Source organism: Eubacterium ramulus (assembly GCF_003122485.1).
Taxonomy (GTDB): domain Bacteria; phylum Bacillota; class Clostridia; order Lachnospirales; family Lachnospiraceae; genus Eubacterium_I; species Eubacterium_I ramulus_A.
Map to the genome: position 1 here is coordinate 1 of NZ_JRFU01000113.1, position 18704 is coordinate 18704.

At 39.2% G+C, this 18704-nt stretch carries 22 protein-coding genes and 4 pseudogenes; 22 read left to right on the forward strand and 4 right to left on the reverse strand.

Translation table 11 applies throughout. The annotated features are described in order from the left end of the window. Positions 1–246: 246 nt before the first annotated feature. A pseudogene (locus LG34_RS09975) lies at positions 247–1833 on the forward strand (SrtB-anchored collagen-binding adhesin); the annotation flags it as partial. A 175-nt stretch (positions 1834–2008) separates the two neighbouring features. Then, complete coding sequence (locus LG34_RS17370; RefSeq protein WP_330394022.1) at positions 2009–2188, forward strand: hypothetical protein; 180 nt, start codon at positions 2009–2011, stop codon at positions 2186–2188. A 36-nt stretch (positions 2189–2224) separates the two neighbouring features. Here LG34_RS17370 and LG34_RS09985 read toward each other — a convergent pair whose 3' ends face one another. Genes LG34_RS09985 through LG34_RS10000 form a run of 4 tightly spaced genes read right to left on the reverse strand, consistent with a single transcriptional unit; the run spans position 2225 to position 5582 of the window. Next, positions 2225–3103 carry a sensor histidine kinase gene (locus tag LG34_RS09985; protein WP_077326103.1) on the reverse strand — a complete coding sequence of 293 codons (879 nt, stop codon included), beginning with the start codon at positions 3101–3103 and terminating at the stop codon, positions 2225–2227. A gap of 26 nt (positions 3104–3129) precedes the next feature. Continuing rightward, positions 3130–3951: an ABC transporter permease gene (locus tag LG34_RS09990; protein ID WP_004611593.1), complete on the reverse strand. Its 822-nt coding sequence runs from the start codon at positions 3949–3951 to the stop codon at positions 3130–3132. After that, complete coding sequence (locus LG34_RS09995) at positions 3944–4861, reverse strand: ABC transporter ATP-binding protein (RefSeq protein WP_004611594.1); 918 nt, start codon at positions 4859–4861, stop codon at positions 3944–3946. Before LG34_RS09995 ends, LG34_RS09990 begins: the two co-directional genes overlap by 8 nt. Positions 4862–4916: 55 nt before the next feature. Then, positions 4917–5582, reverse strand: a complete 666-nt coding sequence (locus LG34_RS10000) for a response regulator transcription factor (RefSeq protein WP_077326101.1) — start codon at positions 5580–5582, stop codon at positions 4917–4919. 395 nt (positions 5583–5977) lie between these two features. Between LG34_RS10000 and LG34_RS10005 the strand changes: the two genes are divergently transcribed. The 20 genes and pseudogenes from LG34_RS10005 to LG34_RS10100 all read left to right on the forward strand — a co-directional run bounded on the left by LG34_RS10005 (position 5978) and on the right by LG34_RS10100 (position 18592). After that, a complete protein-coding gene (locus tag LG34_RS10005; protein ID WP_004611596.1) occupies positions 5978–6286 on the forward strand; it encodes a hypothetical protein in 309 nt (102 codons plus the stop codon). A gap of 327 nt (positions 6287–6613) precedes the next feature. Beyond that, a pseudogene (locus LG34_RS17375) lies at positions 6614–6754 on the forward strand (response regulator); the annotation flags it as partial. A gap of 174 nt (positions 6755–6928) precedes the next feature. Further along, positions 6929–7222 (forward strand): annotated as a pseudogene (locus LG34_RS10020) (hypothetical protein). A gap of 129 nt (positions 7223–7351) precedes the next feature. Continuing rightward, positions 7352–7975 carry a VanZ family protein gene (locus LG34_RS10025; RefSeq protein ID WP_077326099.1) on the forward strand — a complete coding sequence of 208 codons (624 nt, stop codon included), beginning with the start codon at positions 7352–7354 and terminating at the stop codon, positions 7973–7975. Positions 7976–8093: 118 nt separating this feature from the next. Beyond that, a pseudogene (locus LG34_RS17160) lies at positions 8094–8183 on the forward strand (response regulator); the annotation flags it as partial. A gap of 225 nt (positions 8184–8408) precedes the next feature. Next, on the forward strand, positions 8409–8732 hold the full coding sequence (locus LG34_RS10035; RefSeq protein ID WP_055201540.1) for a PadR family transcriptional regulator: 324 nt from the start codon (positions 8409–8411) through the stop codon (positions 8730–8732). After that, complete coding sequence (locus tag LG34_RS10040; RefSeq protein ID WP_077326097.1) at positions 8729–9316, forward strand: DUF2812 domain-containing protein; 588 nt, start codon at positions 8729–8731, stop codon at positions 9314–9316. The genes LG34_RS10035 and LG34_RS10040 overlap by 4 nt, the downstream gene beginning before the upstream one ends. A gap of 12 nt (positions 9317–9328) precedes the next feature. Continuing rightward, positions 9329–9748, forward strand: coding sequence for a nuclear transport factor 2 family protein (locus tag LG34_RS10045; protein WP_077326095.1), 420 nt, complete (start codon positions 9329–9331; stop codon positions 9746–9748). A 24-nt stretch (positions 9749–9772) separates the two neighbouring features. Further along, positions 9773–9949, forward strand: a complete 177-nt coding sequence (locus tag LG34_RS16755; RefSeq protein ID WP_002578900.1) for a hypothetical protein — start codon at positions 9773–9775, stop codon at positions 9947–9949. Between the two features lie 76 nt (positions 9950–10025). Then, positions 10026–10694, forward strand: a complete 669-nt coding sequence (locus LG34_RS10050) for a response regulator transcription factor (protein ID WP_077326093.1) — start codon at positions 10026–10028, stop codon at positions 10692–10694. Continuing rightward, positions 10691–11704 (forward strand): sensor histidine kinase, encoded by a 1014-nt coding sequence (locus tag LG34_RS10055; protein ID WP_077326091.1) that lies wholly within the window; start codon positions 10691–10693, stop codon positions 11702–11704. The genes LG34_RS10050 and LG34_RS10055 overlap by 4 nt, the downstream gene beginning before the upstream one ends. Positions 11705–11805: 101 nt before the next feature. Continuing rightward, positions 11806–12573: an ABC transporter ATP-binding protein gene (locus LG34_RS10060; protein ID WP_077326089.1), complete on the forward strand. Its 768-nt coding sequence runs from the start codon at positions 11806–11808 to the stop codon at positions 12571–12573. Next, the gene (locus tag LG34_RS10065) at positions 12560–14788 is read left to right on the forward strand and encodes an ABC transporter permease (protein ID WP_181369344.1); all 2229 of its coding nucleotides are present in this window, start codon (positions 12560–12562) and stop codon (positions 14786–14788) included. The genes LG34_RS10060 and LG34_RS10065 overlap by 14 nt, the downstream gene beginning before the upstream one ends. 52 nt (positions 14789–14840) lie before the next feature. Then, positions 14841–15101, forward strand: a complete 261-nt coding sequence (locus tag LG34_RS10070; protein WP_077326087.1) for a hypothetical protein — start codon at positions 14841–14843, stop codon at positions 15099–15101. A gap of 46 nt (positions 15102–15147) precedes the next feature. Then, positions 15148–15405, forward strand: a complete 258-nt coding sequence (locus LG34_RS10075; RefSeq protein WP_015542931.1) for a hypothetical protein — start codon at positions 15148–15150, stop codon at positions 15403–15405. Positions 15406–15536: 131 nt separating this feature from the next. Next, positions 15537–15929 carry a winged helix-turn-helix domain-containing protein gene (locus LG34_RS10080; RefSeq protein ID WP_077326085.1) on the forward strand — a complete coding sequence of 131 codons (393 nt, stop codon included), beginning with the start codon at positions 15537–15539 and terminating at the stop codon, positions 15927–15929. A 149-nt stretch (positions 15930–16078) separates the two neighbouring features. Next, positions 16079–16216, forward strand: a complete 138-nt coding sequence (locus LG34_RS10085; RefSeq protein WP_082433265.1) for a helix-turn-helix domain-containing protein — start codon at positions 16079–16081, stop codon at positions 16214–16216. 211 nt (positions 16217–16427) lie between these two features. Beyond that, positions 16428–17120: a response regulator transcription factor gene (locus LG34_RS10090; RefSeq protein WP_077326083.1), complete on the forward strand. Its 693-nt coding sequence runs from the start codon at positions 16428–16430 to the stop codon at positions 17118–17120. Continuing rightward, on the forward strand, positions 17117–18148 hold the full coding sequence (locus LG34_RS10095; protein ID WP_077326081.1) for a sensor histidine kinase: 1032 nt from the start codon (positions 17117–17119) through the stop codon (positions 18146–18148). Before LG34_RS10090 ends, LG34_RS10095 begins: the two co-directional genes overlap by 4 nt. Positions 18149–18175: 27 nt before the next feature. Continuing rightward, positions 18176–18592 carry a hypothetical protein gene (locus LG34_RS10100; RefSeq protein WP_004611616.1) on the forward strand — a complete coding sequence of 139 codons (417 nt, stop codon included), beginning with the start codon at positions 18176–18178 and terminating at the stop codon, positions 18590–18592. Positions 18593–18704 lie beyond the last annotated feature (112 nt).

The window sequence follows — 18704 nt, forward strand, 5'->3', positions numbered from 1 at the left end:
CCAAAAATGATATGAAAGAACTTCATAATGTTCGGGCCAATGTGGAATATCTATTAGAGATTTCTTCCCCACCACATGGAGGTTGTAGATAACGCAAGTGATGAAAACAACGAAAATACAAGGAGAAAGGCAACTGTTGTACCTATTAAAATAGAATATGTGTGAGAGGACAAGCCTTTCAATAATGTAGACGTTCAGAAATGAGCGTCTATTTTTATACCCAAAATGAAAGGAGCATTAGATTTTATGAAAAAGATGTTAAAACGATTGTGTACGGGCTTCTTAGCTCTTGCAACTGTCGTTACTGCTTTACCGACTACACCCGTCCATGCAGAAAGTAAGCAATACTGGACGGAAAGTGCAGAGCGTGTCGGTATCATTGAAAAAGTAATGAATGACGGTTCTATCGGTTCGACATTCAATGAGGGCTATATGAAAGTCGAGGGCGAAACTGCCTATTGTATCGACATCAATACAGATTTTAAGAATGGTTACAAGACCAGAGCTGACGCAAGCTCACGTATGAGTGCCGACCAGATTTCAGATGTGGCGTTATCCTTAGAGTATGTCAAACAGTATGGCGAAACTCACAAGGAATTGAACTACAAGCAAGTCTATCTGTTGGAACAATGTGTGGTCTGGCAGAGATTGAGCGTACATCTTGGCTGGCAGTGCGACAACGTGCGAGCTTCTTATGATGAAATTCCAAAAGCTACGCAGGACGAAGTTTTCTCTGGTGCAAGAGCCTTTGTCAAAGAGAATAAAGGACGCTATGAATGTGGCGGTTATATCTACTCTGGCGAGGGGCAGGAATTGGGACAATTCTGGGCGAAACTCAATGTTGGAAATGCGAAACTTCAAAAGACTTCCAGTAATACCAGCATTACAGACGGTAACGGGAATTACTCTATCGCTGGTGCGACATACGGTGTCTTTGCTGATAAGGACTGCACGAAACAGCTTGCCACCCTTACGACTGATGAAAACGGAAATACAGATGTCGTAGAGGTAAAGGCTGACACAGTCTATATCAAGGAATTATCCGCACCAGCAGGATATAAGGTTGATACAAATATATATTCCTTAAAGGTTGAAGCTGGAAAGACAGCGACCTTGAACGTATCAGATACACCAAAGGTAACAGACACTTTGATTGAACTCTTCAAGATTGATATGGAAACACATAAAGACAATCCGCAGGGGAACGCTTCTTTAGCAGGTGCGGAATTTACATGGAAGTATTATACTGGCTTCTACAATAAAGACAATCTCCCTGCCGAAGCTACAAGAACATGGGTTACAAAGACAATCGCCGAAACAGACAGCGACGGTACAATCCATTATGTTACAAAATTAGCGGACACATACAAAGTATCTGGCGACAGTTTCTATATGCAGGACGGCAAGGCAGTTCTTCCACTTGGAACACTAACCGTAGAAGAAACAAAAGCTCCAAACGGTTACTTGCTGGACGGTGCATATATGCAGGCTGGCGATAAGTCCGAACAGATTAAGGGCTTATACCTTACACAAATTACAGAGGACGGCGACCTTGCCGTACTTACTGGAAGTAACCAGTTTTCCGTATCAGACAAGGTTATCCGTGGCGGTGTCAAAATTCAGAAACGAGATTTAGAAACGGGCGATACAAAGCCACAAGGAAGTGCTACTTTGAAAGATACTGCCTTTGACATCATTTCCTTAAATGATAATGCGGTATTGGTTGAGGGCAAGTTATACAAGAAAAATGAAGTGGTAAAGATAATTCGTACCGATATTGAGGGTATCGCTTCTACTTCTGCTGACCTCTTACCTTATGGAAAATTCCGTATGAACAATGAAAAAAGCAGAAACGCAGGAACAGGAATTTTTAGAAGTTTGTTCTTCTTACGACCATGACCTTTTAACTGGAAAAAAAGAAATGACATTGAAAGACTATGAATGAATTACTTATTTAGTTAGTTCTCTTGGGTATAGTCAATATCTTCAATTCCTTATTGGAAAATATATGGACTTAGCACAAGCTGACGAAGAACGAGAAGAAAGAGAACATGAAATATATTTGGAATATCCAGAGTATTATGAGGACGAGGGAATTTTAGAAGAAGAAAAATGGCTGGAAGAATTTTTAAATCAACTTCCAGAGAAGAAAAGAGAATATTTTGAAAAACTTATAAAAGAGAGTTAAAGCTACTAAAAAAGTTACTGTATTCAGATGTTCTGATCACAGTAACTTTTTATCATTATACAAGGGAAAACAAATGCTAATAGACAAAATATTTTTTTCGTAACTTACATTTTCAATTTTACCGTCAATCTTTTTCAGCAATTCCTTTACAATATACAAGCCCAGACCAGAACTTCCTTTGGTGCGTGATTTATCAACAGTATAAAACTTGTTAAATAATAAGTTTACATCAATATCATCAAGGGATTTTGTTGAATTTTTAATTGTGAACACTCCTTTTTGATTGATAGAAACTTCAATGTAATTATCTGAATAACGAAGTGCATTTACAATTAAATTTTCAATAATTCGTTTACAGATAAGGTTATTTCCGTATATCCATACAGGAGTATTTTCTGTTTGAATGGTTGGTTGGATTTCTCCAAATTCATAATACTTTTCAATTAAGCAATCTGTAACAATTCTATTTATGTCAACACGCTCACATTCAACATCAACTTGCTCATTTTCTATCACAGATAAATCATAAAACTCTTGTACTAAATCCGTGAGATAATCTGTTTTTGCCTTAATGATTTTAATGCATTGTCCTTGTTCCTGTTTATCTTCACATTCTTGCAGAAGTGTTAAATAGCCTTGTATAGATGTCAAAGGTGTTCTTAAATCGTGGCTTATATTAGATATAGACTGTTTTAACTGTTCTTCTTCCTGCTTAATTTGAACCTGTAATTTTTTATGTAGATTATCTTTTTGATTGATTGCATAAGCTAATTCTTCAATGTCCCTATTTAATAAAGATACTCGTATTTTCCGTTGTTGCTTTATTTGCTTATTTATGTTGCGAATTGTTCTGATAATAGAGAATAAGGAAAATGCTAATATGAAAATAAAGCAAATCAATAAGAAATATAACATATTCGCATTTCCCCTTTCTGTTATGATTAGCGTATTTCTTGCTTTCTTAGTATCAATGCTGAAACAAGAAATGTAATAATTACAGTTCCCACGAAATAAATCAAAATATTGATTTCTAAATTATTTATCATATTATAAGAACAGGTATTCATCCAGTAATACATAGGATTTATTTTTAAATAGGTTAGAACTCTCCATGATTGAGTTGACATATTATCCCATGTCATCATATAGATAAGCGGTCCGCTAAATGTAAACAATGACATAGCACCTACAACGATTGCCGTATGTTTGAATATTACACATAACATAAGTGTAATTCCGATAAATGCTCCCATAATCATACAATTTAGTCCTGCAATTTTCAGCATTGGAAACAGTTGTATTGGAATATTAAATTTCGCACATTCTATTATAAATGCAATCATAATAAATGAAAAGTATAGAAATATACTGGTAATCGAAATCACAATATATTTCGCAACAAAAAACTTAATTCGGCTTTGTCCGCTTGCGATTGCAATTTTAATTGTTGAATCCGTATATTCTCTTGAAAAGAAAATGACAGAAAATATAAGAACAATCAGCCAGAAAAATACAGTATAAGATGTGGCTGTCCTTATTATTTCTTCAATCAATGGGTGTGCTGTATCGCTATAAGCACGAGCAAGAAATCCAACAGTTTCTCCTATTTTCCATGTTTCGTCTAAACTTGAACTTGATGCCACAAATTGTTGCTGACCGCCTATGGAGAAAATTCCAAAGACTGCTAAAATCAAAGCAAAGGTTAAGTACAATGCCTTTGTATGAAATAACTTATAAAATTCTGCTCTTATTTGATTAAACATTTTTTCGTCCCCCTATTAGATTTTCAAAGTATGTTTCCAAATTTTCTCCTTGCACAGAAATTTCATCAATAATAACTCCATTACTGGATAGTAATTTAGAAATCATTCTTACATTATCTAAGCACTCGTATATCCGAATAGAATTATCGGGGTAAACGGAGTAATTGTTAATATTTCCCTTTTGCTCTAATAAAAGAGTGGTTTTTTGGATATTATCTGTCCTTAAACAAATATGGCGTTTACATTCTTCGTTTAATTCTTCGGTAGAAATTTGTTTCAAAAGTTCTCCTTTATGAAGAAATCCGTAACAGGTAGCAAGCTGATGTAATTCACTTAATATATGGCTGGATATTAAAATCGTTACCTCTCGTTCTTTTACTAATTTTTTAAGAAGTTCTCTTAATTCAATAATTCCTGTTGGGTCAAGTCCGTTGACGGGTTCGTCCAAAATCAAAAATTCTGGCTCGCCTAATAATGCAACGCCTAAAGCAAGCCTTTGTTTCATTCCTAAAGAAAAGTTTGCTACTCTTTTTTTACCAGCATTGGATAAGCCTATCAACTCTAGAGTATCGGTAATACATTTTTTATTTGGAATACCTCGTTGTATTCTTTGTACTTCCAAATTTTGAGAAGCTGTCATATCCTTATATAACGCAGGCATTTCAATCGTGCAACCGATTTTTGACCTTTCATGTTGCAGATTATCCTTATGTCCAAATAGGATAATTTCTCCCTCGCTCTTAAAATTAAGACCTGTTAATAACCTGATTAAAGTCGTTTTTCCTGCCCCATTTTCGCCTACAAGACCGTAGATTTCTCCTTTTGGAATAGTTAAGTTCACATTCTTTAAAGCATAGAAATCTTTATATTTTTTGCTTAGATTTTTTGTTTCGCATATAAATTTTGTCATTCTAAACACTCCTTTCTATGCCACTATATCTAATAAGTCTAAAGAAAATCTAAAGTTATTTAATTTTATAACCGATTCCCCAAATGGTTTGTATATAATCTTCATTTGTAATCGCCTTAATTTTTTTACGAATATGACTGATATGGGTATTTATCGTATCATCATCATAAGCATAAGTTTTATTCCAAATGGATTCATATAAATTTTGCTTTGAAAAAATTTTTTGCGGATATTGCAATAATAGTCTTAAAATCTTTAACTCGGTTGATGTAAAAGATACTAATACCTCTTTGATATAAACTAGAGAGTTATTGATTTCAATATCTCTATATGTCAAAGTATCATTTTGACAGGACGTATTTGAAGTCCTTTTCAAATTTGCTTCAATACGAGCAAGAAGCTCATGCAGGTCAAACGGCTTAGTCATATAATCATCAGCACCTAATTTTAATAAATCTATTTTTGTCTGTACCATTGTTTTGGCGGAAACAACAATGACAGGAGCGTTTGTAAATTTACGCAATCTCTGTAATACATCATTTCCATTTAACTTCGGTAACATAATATCAAGTATTATTAAATCTGGAACAAGCGATTTACATAATTCTATTCCCTCTGCACCATTCAAGGCATAATGAACGATATATTTATTATTTTCTAAGAATTTTGCAATCATATTGCAAATGTCTATATCATCTTCAATAATAGCAATTTTATTCATGTGATTTCATCTCCTTTAATTAGATATTGTATCATAAGGTTTTTATGCTATCCACATCAAACAAAGAAGTCTATGGTACATTTAGAAATTATTTAGAAATATACTTTATGATTTTGGAAAATAATTTTGATGTGTAAATCAAGGAGTATGTTTCATGGAATGTTTTAAAGAAATCTATCGGCTATAAATGGAAAAAGCAATCAATAAAATCGTTAATTAGATATATAAATTCATTCGCTCGTGCAAACAGTCTGTTTTGTGCGGGCTTTTTTCATTCTGGAAAAATTTTGGCTTTTTTGAGTTCTCAACTTAACAAATCACACCTGCCGTTCCCTATATGGTGCGGAAAGAGGGAGAACCACTTTTCACGTCATAGCGGAAAGGGGGTGAGATTGATGAAACCGTCTGACTTCCAGAAAACAGTTCAATGCCGTTTTGAAAGTTGTTTGAAGAAAGTTGTCCGTCATGTTGTTAAGGACTACCAGCAGAAATTAAAACGACGACAAGAGAAAGAAACGCTCTTTTGCGAACTCCCAGAAATCGTTGTAGAAAATCTGGCTGTCTGGGACGATTATGAAACGGACTATACGATTTTCAATGTATGCGGTTACGATATTCGTGTTTATGATGATGAATTGGCAGAAGCCTTGCGTAAACTACAATCAGCACAACCGCAGCGCAGCACAGAAAAATCCCGTCAATAAGATTTGTCTGCTTTTCGTTTTCAGCGTTCCAACGGAACGCGCAGCCATTGCCACCGGCAATGATCTCAGGGGTTTGGGGATATGTCACCAACAAGCATTAGCAGGAATTCCGGAAACGGGATTTCTGCTAAATACGCAATCTTACGTAAGATTGCATTGCTTGCCAGTAGTTTTAAGAGTCTTTGGCAGAGGATCTGTTTACAGTTGCCGCATTGATAAACCTTTGATAACTGCCTATAATAGAGTTATTATTTTGAACTGCTATAGCAGAGAAATGCGAAAAAATAAAATTTTTTGTCCGTTGTAACATTTCGCGGACATTTGCCTGTTCTGCCGTTCTTTATCCTCACCGAGAACAACGACCTTGCCACGGAATATGAATACCGGTATGAGGGCATGAACGACTATATTACCGCCCCGGTCAATATCCCGGAGCTGATCCGGCGGGTTTTGTTCTTTGTGGAGTAATTGAAAAATTTTACGGAGGTGATGATGTAATGGGACATTAGCTGTTTTTGATATAGAAGAATCCGGCAAACAGATTGGCGAAAAGTTATTTCTGCATCTTAACGAGGAACAAAAGAATGCTCTAATGCAATATATTTTGGAACAAGGAGTCTGTCATGGAACGGTATTCAATTCTTGTCACACCTTACCAAACAGGAAAAGACCGCTGATATATGATTTGACGAGAAAGATCCCCTTATCCATATCCGCACCCACAACACCAACCTCAAAAGGTGACTTTCCGCTTATGCCGAGCAGTACCCCGACGAGTGCTACCAGACCGACACAGACCACGAAACGGGCTGCATGGAGTTTGATATTGCAAAGGGGCGTTTCTCTTTCCGTCTGACCGCCCCATACAGCGAGGAACGCCGGGAAGCAGCGCGACGATATGCCAAAGAGAACAACGCCACCGACAGACTGAAATGATGTAGGTGCAAGCACAAGTATTCAGATAAATTGAAGAAAAACTTAATAATATGTGACTTTATTTTTGGTTCACGAGCATGTATAATATACTCAAAAACAATTTTGATAGCAAGTAAAGGAGTGAAAAATATGTTATCAATTTCTGACATTCTTATCCGTTCAATTAGTGGGTATGTGTTTATAGTTCCAGTTCTCTTATTGTATTTTTTATATCTTAAAAAATCGGGAAGAAAACAAAGTTTTCTTCATATTACCGCTGTATTTGTGTTTTGCTATTATCTATTTGGAATTTTAACCGTAGCAGGTATTGGCTATACAAGCACAATGTCATTTAGTCCAAAGATTTCCCTGATTCCGTTTCTTGGTATGATAACCGGACCAATAGATACCATACTTAATTTAATTTTATTTGTACCGTTAGGAGTTTTCCTGCCATTTCTGTATAAAAGGTATCATCACATAAAGACCGTTGCATTAACTGGCTTTCTATTCTCTTTATCTGTTGAAATTGTTCAGATGTTTGGCTGGGGTTCATCGGATATAAATGACCTTATTATAAATACGGCTGGAGCCTGTTTGGGATATTGGATTTATTATCTGCTATCAAAAGCTTTGCCGAATAATTTTAGAAAAAAACTTCAATCTGAGAATGTTAATGGTACGGTCGAAGTACTTTTGTTTGTAATTTATATATTTATGGTTATGGTTACAGTTCAACCTTGGGTAATCCATGATGTACTGAACATCGGATAAAGTATTCAGAAAAACATTTTATCTAGCAGTACACAGCAAAAATTAGTACCCTACCCACAAGGGCATCCGAGAAAATCGACTGTCCTTTTTCTATGTCTATGAGCAAAAAGGAGCGACCAACTACCGACATGAGGGCGTGAACGACTATATTACCGCCCCGGTCAATATCCCGGATCTGATCCGGCGGGTTTTATTCTTTGTGGAATGAAATCATTATACATATAAAAATATGTCTTTGTAGTGGACAGGATAGACGCTTTTTTATGAGAAATTGGTCAGGACAGTAAATTTATTGTCCCGACCAATTTTTGCTATTATGAACAAGTTGCTATATCATAAAGCTTAGCGTTCTGTTATATTTTGGATCGTTATTGACTTCTATTACGGTTAGTGATATATTTATTACAGTAACCGTAATAAGGAGGCAGATGTTATGCGAGACAATGCGAAAGGCGGTGCGCTCACAGAGGTGACATTCTTTATTTTGCTTTCCCTTTATACCCCGAAACATGGATATGCTGTCATGCAATTTATTGAAGATAATACAAAAGGGCGGCTTACGCTGGGGGCAGGTACTTTATATGGTGCGTTGAACTCGTTGCAGGAAAAAGGCTGGATTGCACCTTTTGGAGATAGTGCGGGACGGAAAAAAGAATATCTCATTACAACGCAAGGAAAAGAAATTGCAGAAAAGGAACTGATAAGGCTCAATGAACTTGTAGGCGTAGCTAATGAAATTATTGGAGGTGCAGTATGAGCAAAAAGTATTATCGTTTCTTTGGCGGTTTGTTGACTGCCCAGGAACATTGGCTGAATAAAATGTCTGAAAAGGGCTATCGTTTGATTCGGGCGGAAAAAATGTTGTATGAATTTGAGGCGTGTAAACCGGATCAGGTAAAATACTGTGTAGAGTTTATCGGGCAAAAATCGAAGGCCGACGCGTCCGATTATCATGAGTTTTTAGAGGGGATGGGTTACAAAGTATTTTATAAAAACATCAACCTGAACTACTCTGTTGGTAAAGTACGCCTACGGCCATGGGCTGAAAAAGGCGGACGCATAGCAACAAATGCCGCCACCTTTAATCGGGAATTGTTGATTGTAGAAAAAGATAATGACGGTAAGCCATTTGAACTTCATACTTCTTATGAGGACAAGGAAAACTATTACAGAAATCTGCGTAATCCCTGGTTGCTGATATTGCTTATGTTCGTAATATTTGCGGTTGTAAATCGCTCGGAAGTTTTTGGTGTACTTGCCCTGGTTTCTCTGATTCCTGTTCTCGTATATCAAACCCAGGTTGTGCAAAACAAACGCGAAGGCAAGACAAAAGAATGGTGAGGTGTTTATATCATGAATGAACGAGAAAAAACGATCCGACTATGGTTTGATATGTGGCTCAATCAGCAGGATATGGGCATTGATGATATTTTTACAGAAGATGTGATCTATACAGAAAGCTGGAGCCCCCAGTATAACAACCGAAAAACAGTAAAGCATTGGTTTCAGGAATGGAATACCCGTGGCAAGGTGGTTATTTGGGAAATCAAGCAATTTTTTCATAAGGGAGATCAAACGATTGTGGAGTGGTATTTCAAAAATGAAATGAACAATGGAAGTATAGAGGAATTTGATGGAATCTCGCTGGTTGAATGGACAGAGGATAATAAAATAAAGGCATTAAAAGAATTTGGGTGTAATCGCAATACCTATAATCCATACCAGGAAGGCGATACCCCTCAATTCAAAGCAGAAAAAGTGAATTGGTTTTGAATTGAGTGCTTATGGAGGTAAAATATGATGTATCGGACAGAATTAGTAGAAGGAATTACCGTGGAAAATGTAACAGAGAAAATCAATGCAAAAATAGAAGAAATGGAAAAGGAAAGCTATCGACTTGTTACGATGTCTTTTTGGGGAACCGAAAGAGCTGTACTGGTTTTCAAAAAAGGGTTAAAGGGTAGTTTGCTTTAACATATATACTTGACTTATTTGAATGTCAATGGGAGAATGAGCAACTGCATATCGTATTTTTTTCACGGAGGCTGATATGAAAGAAAAAATATTGATAATAGAAGATGATCCGTTAATACGGAATGAATTGAAAACGCTGCTGCAAAGCAACAGCTATAAAACGGTGGCTCCGGAGGATTTTTCCGATGTGATCGATCAGATCAAAGCTGAGCAGCCACACTTGATTATACTGGACATCAAGCTACCGGGGACCAGTGGCTTTTCTCTCTGCACCGAGATTCGCACATTTTCCGAAGTGCCAATCATCTTTGTGACAAGCTGCAACACAGATATGGACGAGCTGAATAGCATTATGCTGGGCGGAGACGCTTTTATCACGAAGCCCTATAACACAGCGATCCTGCTTGCGAAAATCGCTTCTCTGCTGAAAAAAGCCTATCCCACACAGCAACGGGAACAGATCGTCTATGGAGATGCGGTGCTGCGTCTGGAATCCAGCAGTCTGGACTATCATGGACAGAGCGTAGAGCTTACCAAGAACGAATTGAAAATTCTCTATTACCTGTTCAAGAACGGAGGAAAAATCTGTTCTCGTGGAGATATGATTGAATATTTATGGGATAATCAGCTATATGTGGATGACAATGCTTTGAGCGTCAATATCAACCGCATCCGGGAGAAACTGGCGGGCATCGGCCTGACGGATTTTATCAAGACAAAGCACCGACAGGGGTACACGATATGAACAGCAGACGATATTGGAAAAACAGGCTTCCATTTCTGCTGACGAACCTTGTTTGTATGGCTGCACTTACTGTATTTTTACTGGTGTGCGGCAATTCGGTTTCCGCAGTAGTATTGATCCTGATTGTATGGGCATTGATTTTGCTGACGGGACTTATCCTCACTTACTGGAAACGGAAGCGGCAGATGAGAAAACTTCTGGATATGGCGGAGCAGCTTTCCGAAAGATACCTCATTTCCGAAGTGATGGAGCTGCCGGAACAGGCCGAGGATCAGGTTTACTATCAGCTGTTGAAAATGGCTGGAAAATCCATGTTGGAACAGATTGGAGAAGTCGAGCGGGAACGCCTGGAGTACAAAGAATACATTGAGCAATGGATTCACGAAATCAAAACGCCCATTACTGCCATGAAACTCCTATGTGAAAACCACCGGACGGACTGGACAAAGGAACTTCTGCTGGAACTGGAAAAGACCAACCGCTTTACCGAACAAGCTCTTTATTACGCCCGCAGTGAACATACAGAGAAAGATTATTCTGTCCGGGAAATGGCACTGTCCCAAGTGGTGCATCAGGCGATTGCAGATAATAAATATCTGCTGCTCCAAGGTGGTATGCGTCTGGAAGTGGAGGAAATGCAGGACACGGTTTATTCAGATGAAAAGTGGGTGCGCTTTATTCTGAACCAACTGATTGCCAATGCGGTCAAGTATCGTACGGAACAACCGGTTCTCCGCATTTCTACTCATAAACGGCAAGATCAGGTTGTTCTTGTCGTGGAGGACAATGGAATCGGGATTGCTGCGTCCGATCTGCCCCGTATCTTTGAAAAGGGATTTACCGGTCAGAATGGTCGTATGGTCCAGCAGTCCACAGGCATTGGCCTGTACCTATGCAAACGGCTCTGTGAAAAGCTGGGCATTGGCATTGCGGCAGAATCATCGGAACAAGGAACCGCCATTTCCCTGGCGTTTCACATCAACTGTCTGATCCATGAAGTGCAGGGCTGATTGCGGTCCTGCACTTCTTACATTTTTGTTAGAACTTTGTAAGAAAACTTGATACAAACGAAGCCACTCTTATTCTACAATAGAGATCAGAGGTGATAACAATGAAAGAAATTTTGAAACTGGATCATATCCAAAAATATTACGGAAATGGCGGGAATGTTACAAAAGCAATTCAGGACATCAGCTTTTCCGTTCAGGAGGGGGAATTTGTAGGAATCATGGGAGCATCCGGTTCCGGCAAGACTACCCTGCTCAACTGTATTTCCACCATTGATACCGTCAGTGCGGGACATATCTATCTGGACGGAACCGATGTGACGGAAATCAACGAAAAACAGATTGCCCGGTTTCGTCGGGAGAATCTTGGATTTGTATTTCAGGATTTTAACCTGCTGGACACTCTGACAATCTCGGAAAACATTGCCTTGGCACTGACTATCAACAAGGTTCCTGCAGGTGAGATTGATGGGCGGGTGCGGGAAATGGCCGGAAAGCTGAATATCACGGATATTCTGGATAAATATCCCTATCAGGTGTCCGGCGGTCAAAAACAGCGGTGTGCCTGTGCCAGAGCTATTATCAACCAGCCAAAGTTGATCCTGGCGGACGAACCTACCGGCGCGTTAGATAGTCACTCGTCACAAGCCTTGCTCTCCACAATCCAGAGTATTAACGAAAGCCTTGACGCAACAATCCTGATGGTAACACACGACGCTTTTTCGGCAAGCTATGCCAATCGTATTCTCTTTTTAAGAGATGGTGCGATCTTCGCGGAAATTCTCAAAGGCAGTGATTCTCGTAGGGTTTTCTTTGAAAAAATCTTGGATGTCCTCACCATGATGGGAGGGGGTGTGAATGATGTACGCTAAATTAGCACTTGAAAATGTAAAGAAATCTACAAAAGACTATTTGATATATATTGTCACTCTGACGGCGTGTATATCTATGTTTTATGCTTTCCTTTCCATTTCCAGCAATTATTATGATCCGAATATAGGAGCAGAATTTAATTTAGATATATTAGGTGACGGAATTAAATATGCGATTCTATTGATTACTGTATTGCTGATGTTCCTTATGCAGTATGTAAACCACTTTATGATACAACGGCGGAAAAGAGAATTTGCAATTCAGAGTATTATTGGAATGGAGCAATCAACGATAGCTCGACTTTTCTTTGTAGAATCACTAATAATGGGAATTTTTTCGCTTATTGTGGGGATAGGATTAGGTGGTGTGTTTTCTCAATTCATTACTGCTATGCTGCTTCAAATGTATCATAAACCATTTGAATTTTCATTTATGCTTTTTCCAGATACAATCATTTTGACGATTCTATTTTTCTGCATATGTTTTGCGACAGTTGGTTTATCTCAAGTTCGCACGATACGAAAAATAAAGATAATTGATATGCTAAATGCAGAACGAAAAAATGATATATTGGGAACCCCCCACAAATGGATATACAAACTCTTTCCAGTAAATTTTGTCCTTTATCTGCTGATTACCTTTTATAATATTAGAACCCTGTCTTACTACTTTAACGGAGAATTTGAAATGGTAATCAAAATATGGTCTGCAATCAGCATTATTTTACCAATTCTGATGTTGATTACGCATATAAGGGAAAAGTTCAGAAGAAAAGAACAAAACACAGTAAAGCAGCTCTTTTTGATTGAATGTATTGGCCTGTTGGAACTGATTATTCTTTCCATATTGCCAGTTTTCAAAGTGTACCTTGCAATGCCGATGGATAAAGGTGCTTTTAATGTTTATATGGGATTTCTGTTTTGGTGTGTTGTATTTGGAGTGAGTGTATTTTTCGTTTTGTTTAGTAATTACTTGTTGGTTATCAAAGAACGCCAGAAGTATAAAGAAGAAAATCTGTTCTTTTTTGGACAACTGTTATCTAAATTAAAATCGAAAACACTTTCAATGACTTTGATTTGCCTCACACTTACATTATCCATGGCATTATTTTTTGTAACACCACTCCTTGTTGGATGGGCACAAGGTTTTTTGGAAAAAAGAGTTCCTTTTGATATACAGATTTCTTCGGACTACATTGGTATGCAGTCTGGTTATATCGGCATACAGTCCGAAAAAGAGCTGCCTGTAACGGATTATAGTTTTCTTGATTCTTTCATTGAAAAGAATATTTCTGTTCGTGATGATTGCTCTTTTAAGACATACTTTGTAAACAAAACTGACTTTTATAACCAACTGGAGAATAGCAGGAAAAATGCCTCACCCATCACAGCGATTTCTTTGTCCGACTATAACCATCTATTAAAGATGGCAGGTTATGATGAAATTTCTTTACGGGATCATGAATTTACAACCCAGTGGCTTTCCATAACGCCCCAAGATTCAATTTCGGCGTATCTTGAAGCTCACAAATCTATTAAAACTGATGGAGGCGATTTACAGCTTGCTGATATTTCTGCACATACAGTAGACTTAGGCGAAGATTTTTATAATTTTCAAAGTGTGATATATATTGTACCAGATCACATTTGCAATAAACTGACATCAGCTAATACATTCCGGTATATGATGGCAGATAAAACAATTTCTTATGATATTGCTCAAGAATTAAAATCATACTTTGAAAATTCAAGTCTTACTGATTCGCTTGTAACTTATAACATTACCATGCGGACAATCGAGGTTAATGATAATTCTGCTATTATTTTCATTATGCAAACTGGATTGACATATAGCGCAATCATCTTGTTTGTAACCTGTTTTACTATCTTGGCTTTGCAGCAATTATCAGATTCCGGGAAATATAAATATCGTTTTCGGATTCTAAGAAATATGGGCGTAGAAGAACCCCATATACGAAAGTTGATTTTGAAACAATTAGCTGTATGGTTTGGTGTTCCGGTTATACTGGCCCTTATCTTGTCTGGCGCATTCCTTGTATTTTTGTTTGTAGGATTCCATATGCAGATTGCAGTGTATATCGGAGTACAGCGATTGGTACAGCAGCTTTTGATTGTGTTGGCTATTTTAGGTGTCCTTTTAATAAGTTACTTTATTAGTACATGGGTCTTGTTTAATAAGTCTGCATCTGCCTGACCTTTTTGCATTTTACAATGACCTTATCAACAAAAAGCGAGGAGGCGACGCAATGGAACTGACCCCGACATTGATTTTGAATCTGGCGCTGCTGATCGTCCCGCCCGTTGCCCTTGTGCTGGTGTTCCGGCAATGGCTGGCCCGGCACATCCGCTGGACGGTTGCCTTGACTGCCCTCTGTGATGTTCTTTTGTTTTGGGATGAACTGTTCTACTATGAGAGCTTCGGCCTATTCGCTGTACTGATTCTGGTACAGTTGGCGGCCACCGGCGCGGCAGCGTTCCGCATTTACAACAAACAAAGAAAAGGTTGAATAGAAAATAGGTATCATCAATCAAAAATATCATTGGAGGTAACTTATGGAAAAAGAAACAATGGGAACTGTAATTTCAGTTACAAAACAATGGTGGTTAAAAGTGAATCGTAAACCTGTCCGCGCTCATGCTATGGATGGCGCAGCCTTTCCGCATACTATCAAGGTCAAATATACGATAGACGGTAAAGATTACATCTGCCGAAAATGGATTGGTGCAGGAAACAACGTTCCTGACAAGGGAACAACGATTAAAGTTACCTATTGGGAAGATAAGCCATCGAAAGCAAGAATTGAGCTCTAATCAATAAATTTATCAAAATATGGAGGTGATGATGTGATGGGACATTAGCTGTTTTTGATATTGAAGAATCCGGCAAGAAGATTGGTGAAAAGTTATTTCTGCTTCTTAACGAGGAACAAAAGAATGCTCTAATGCAATATATTTTGGAACAAGGAGTCAGTCATGGAACGGTATTCAATTCCTGTCACACTTTCTCCGCAGCAGAGAAGAATCCTCTTACAGAAATACAAGAAGGCGAGCTTTATCTATGTCTGGAACATCGTACTGTCAAGGTTAGGCAACGGATTATCAACCTGACAAGTAAGGAGTTTGATATACTGGCATTACTCATTGCTAATCCCAAACGTGTTTTTACTTATGAACTGATTACCGATTTGGTTTGGAAAGAGGATTGTGATTTCTATTCGAGAAAAGCCATTCATAATCATATAAGTAAGCTGCGTAAGAAGTTGCGCTTTGAACCGGATCTTCCAAACTATATTGAGAGTGTCGCCGGGATCGGCTATAAATTTGAACATCTATAACATGAGCCCACAAGGTATTGTTTTTCTCTTTCCGCACTACACGCTCTTGGTGTTTCCTAATAGTTAACTTTTTTGAAAAAAGTGAAACACGTCTCCATTGTATTTGCTCTTTTCCTTCATTATAATAATGATATATGAGGTGAGTAATTATGAAAGAGATAAATATTGGCCGTGTCCTAATTAAAAATCGTCACAAAAGAGGCATTACACAGGATGAACTGGCTAACCATTTGGGTGTTTCTAAAGGGGCTGTTTCAAAATGGGAAACGGGAGTTTCCCATAGTTAAAGATACCACACCAAATATGATGAACCCACGCTTATACACTACCAGCTATAATAAACCGCAAGGACAGCAATTTGATGATACTGCTGTCCTTTCTTTTATAAAATTGCAGTACACATAAAAAAGCTGTAATATGATAAATATATTTGTCCTTGTAACAATTCTCGGACATTTGCCTGTTATACTATCTGCAAAAAGCAAAGGAAGTGAGGATATGAAGCAGATTTTAATTGTCGAGGACGACAGTTTTTTGAATAAGATGTTAGCCTATAACCTGACCGCAGACGGCTACGGCGTGACTTCTACTCTAAATGCCAGAACCGCAGCCGAAGCCATCCGCCAGCGGGAATTTGATTTAGTGCTGTTGGAGATTAACCTGCCAGATGGGAACGGTTTTGAGCTGTGCAAGCTGATAAAGCCCCAGCACCCGGACACCATCGTAATATTCCTGACCGCCAACGATCAGGAGAGCGACCAGATACGGGGCTATGAGGTGGGCGCGGTGGACTACATCACAAAGCCCTTTGTGATCGGGGCCTTGCAGCGAAAAATCAAAGCCATGTTCGCTATGCTGGAACACCACAAACCGGCCAAGGACATTTACGACGACGGGCGGCTGTTTCTGGACTTCTCGGAGCAGACGGCTTCCCTAAACGGCAAGCCCCTGACCCTATCCCCGATGGAGTATAAAATGCTGAACCTGTTCCGCAAAAATCCCCGGCAAGTGCTGACCCGTGGGCAGCTTTTGGAAAAGCTGTGGGATATAGACGAGAGGTTTGTAGACGAACACACCCTGACAACCTCCATCAGCCGGATTCGCAGCAAGATTGAATCTGACGGCGGCGCACCCTACATCAAGACTGTTTACGGCATGGGCTATCAATGGACGGGAGGCGAGGCAAAATGAAGTTTCAAAACCTCTCGGTAAAGCGGGTGTTTGGCCGGGTGGCAATGGAGCTTGTCCTCTCCATGTCCGGGATCACCATAGCCCTGTTTCTTGTGACAAAACAGATTGCGGTGCTGCTGACAGGCGGGACGCTGCTGCTGTGCGCCCTTGTGGGGATTTTTGTACTGACGCAGGCGTTTGGAAAGCGGCTGTCGCAGTTTACCGCTGACCTGTGCCAGACCTTAGACCACATGATCGCCGGGAATGAAGCGCCCCAGCGGCCAGAGGACAGCGAAACCCAGCTTGCCAGAATCGGACACCGGCTGGCAAGGCTTTACCAGATCATGCAGGAGAACCGCCGCCGGGTGGACGAGGAACGGCAGGAGTTACAGACCCTTGTATCGGATATTTCCCATCAGGTGAAAACGCCGGTAAGCAATCTGAAAATGGCGACGGACACCCTGCTGGAAAAGCCCATGACCGAGGCGGAGCGCACCGACTTTATCCGGGGAATCCGCAACCAGACGGATAAGCTGGACTTTCTCTTTCAGGCCCTTGTGAAAACCTCCCGTCTGGAAACAGGCGTGATCCAGTTGGACAAGAAACCGGGCCGCCTCTTTGATACCGTGGCGCAAGCCATGAGTGGGATCGTGTATGTAGCGGAAAAAAAGAAAATCGCTGTATCTGTGGACTGCCCGGAGAATTTGACCTTTTCACATGACAGCAAGTGGACATCCGAAGCCCTCTTTAACCTGTTGGACAATGCGGTGAAGTATACTCCGGCAGGTGGAAAAATTACGGTGTCGGTGATACCGTGGGAAATGTATGTGGAGATCAAAGTAGCCGATACCGGCAAGGGCATTTCCGAAAGTAATCAGGCTGCCATCTTCCGGCGCTTCTATCGTGAGGAAGAAGTACACGAACAGCAGGGCGTGGGCATTGGCCTGTATCTGGCCCGCGAGATCGTAACACGGCAGGGCGGCTATATCAAAGTGGTTTCGGAGCCGGGCAAGGGTTCGGAATTTTCCATTATGTTGCCGACTAAATAAAGCACACTTATAACAGGAGAAAACACCATGAAAAAAATCAATTTTTGCAAAGCAACAACAATCATCTTAATAATCAATGTTATTTTATCTATTGTTTTATTTTTCGTTGTTCCTGATAAAATAGCAATTCAATGGGTAGGTACATCCCCCAGCAATGCAGTAGATTCTTACTATGTATTTTTGGTGCCGGTATTGTCAGTGCTTTTTGCTTTTACGGGAAAACCTATTTTTACAATGTTCCTGTTTAGATTGTGGAATAGAACTAACGAGCATTTAGTGACATACTTAAATTTGTGTCTGCAAGTTGTATTTCTTACTTGTGAAATCTATATCGGATTATATAACCTATGTAATTTTAATGTTGCCATTAGTATAATTCTCATTGTGGAACTTATGATAGATGTGGTGATTGGATTGAAATTATTTCACAATCAATCTATCTAAAAGATTGTGTAGTATGATTCGGCGGACGACCATTTCCGGCTGTCCGCCGTGAATTTTTTTGAAATGTCCGAGCGTTGTAACATTTCACCCCGATTTTCAATGAAATTTTTTG

Excerpts from the sequence above, each read along its gene's own strand:
- LG34_RS17370 (WP_330394022.1), top strand. The coding sequence starts at position 2,009 with ATGGACTTAGCACAAGCTGACGAAGAACGAGAAGAAAGAGAACATGAA.
- LG34_RS09985 (WP_077326103.1), bottom strand. The coding sequence starts at position 3,103 with ATGTTATATTTCTTATTGATTTGCTTTATTTTCATATTAGCATTTTCC.
- LG34_RS09990 (WP_004611593.1), bottom strand. The coding sequence starts at position 3,951 with ATGTTTAATCAAATAAGAGCAGAATTTTATAAGTTATTTCATACAAAG.
- LG34_RS09995 (WP_004611594.1), bottom strand. The coding sequence starts at position 4,861 with ATGACAAAATTTATATGCGAAACAAAAAATCTAAGCAAAAAATATAAA.
- LG34_RS10000 (WP_077326101.1), bottom strand. The coding sequence starts at position 5,582 with ATGAATAAAATTGCTATTATTGAAGATGATATAGACATTTGCAATATG.
- LG34_RS10005 (WP_004611596.1), top strand. The coding sequence starts at position 5,978 with ATGAAACCGTCTGACTTCCAGAAAACAGTTCAATGCCGTTTTGAAAGT.
- LG34_RS10025 (WP_077326099.1), top strand. The coding sequence starts at position 7,352 with ATGTTATCAATTTCTGACATTCTTATCCGTTCAATTAGTGGGTATGTG.
- LG34_RS10035 (WP_055201540.1), top strand. The coding sequence starts at position 8,409 with ATGCGAGACAATGCGAAAGGCGGTGCGCTCACAGAGGTGACATTCTTT.
- LG34_RS10040 (WP_077326097.1), top strand. The coding sequence starts at position 8,729 with ATGAGCAAAAAGTATTATCGTTTCTTTGGCGGTTTGTTGACTGCCCAG.
- LG34_RS10045 (WP_077326095.1), top strand. The coding sequence starts at position 9,329 with ATGAATGAACGAGAAAAAACGATCCGACTATGGTTTGATATGTGGCTC.
- LG34_RS16755 (WP_002578900.1), top strand. The coding sequence starts at position 9,773 with ATGATGTATCGGACAGAATTAGTAGAAGGAATTACCGTGGAAAATGTA.
- LG34_RS10050 (WP_077326093.1), top strand. The coding sequence starts at position 10,026 with ATGAAAGAAAAAATATTGATAATAGAAGATGATCCGTTAATACGGAAT.
- LG34_RS10055 (WP_077326091.1), top strand. The coding sequence starts at position 10,691 with ATGAACAGCAGACGATATTGGAAAAACAGGCTTCCATTTCTGCTGACG.
- LG34_RS10060 (WP_077326089.1), top strand. The coding sequence starts at position 11,806 with ATGAAAGAAATTTTGAAACTGGATCATATCCAAAAATATTACGGAAAT.
- LG34_RS10065 (WP_181369344.1), top strand. The coding sequence starts at position 12,560 with ATGATGTACGCTAAATTAGCACTTGAAAATGTAAAGAAATCTACAAAA.
- LG34_RS10070 (WP_077326087.1), top strand. The coding sequence starts at position 14,841 with ATGGAACTGACCCCGACATTGATTTTGAATCTGGCGCTGCTGATCGTC.
- LG34_RS10075 (WP_015542931.1), top strand. The coding sequence starts at position 15,148 with ATGGAAAAAGAAACAATGGGAACTGTAATTTCAGTTACAAAACAATGG.
- LG34_RS10080 (WP_077326085.1), top strand. The coding sequence starts at position 15,537 with ATGCAATATATTTTGGAACAAGGAGTCAGTCATGGAACGGTATTCAAT.
- LG34_RS10085 (WP_082433265.1), top strand. The coding sequence starts at position 16,079 with ATGAAAGAGATAAATATTGGCCGTGTCCTAATTAAAAATCGTCACAAA.
- LG34_RS10090 (WP_077326083.1), top strand. The coding sequence starts at position 16,428 with ATGAAGCAGATTTTAATTGTCGAGGACGACAGTTTTTTGAATAAGATG.
- LG34_RS10095 (WP_077326081.1), top strand. The coding sequence starts at position 17,117 with ATGAAGTTTCAAAACCTCTCGGTAAAGCGGGTGTTTGGCCGGGTGGCA.
- LG34_RS10100 (WP_004611616.1), top strand. The coding sequence starts at position 18,176 with ATGAAAAAAATCAATTTTTGCAAAGCAACAACAATCATCTTAATAATC.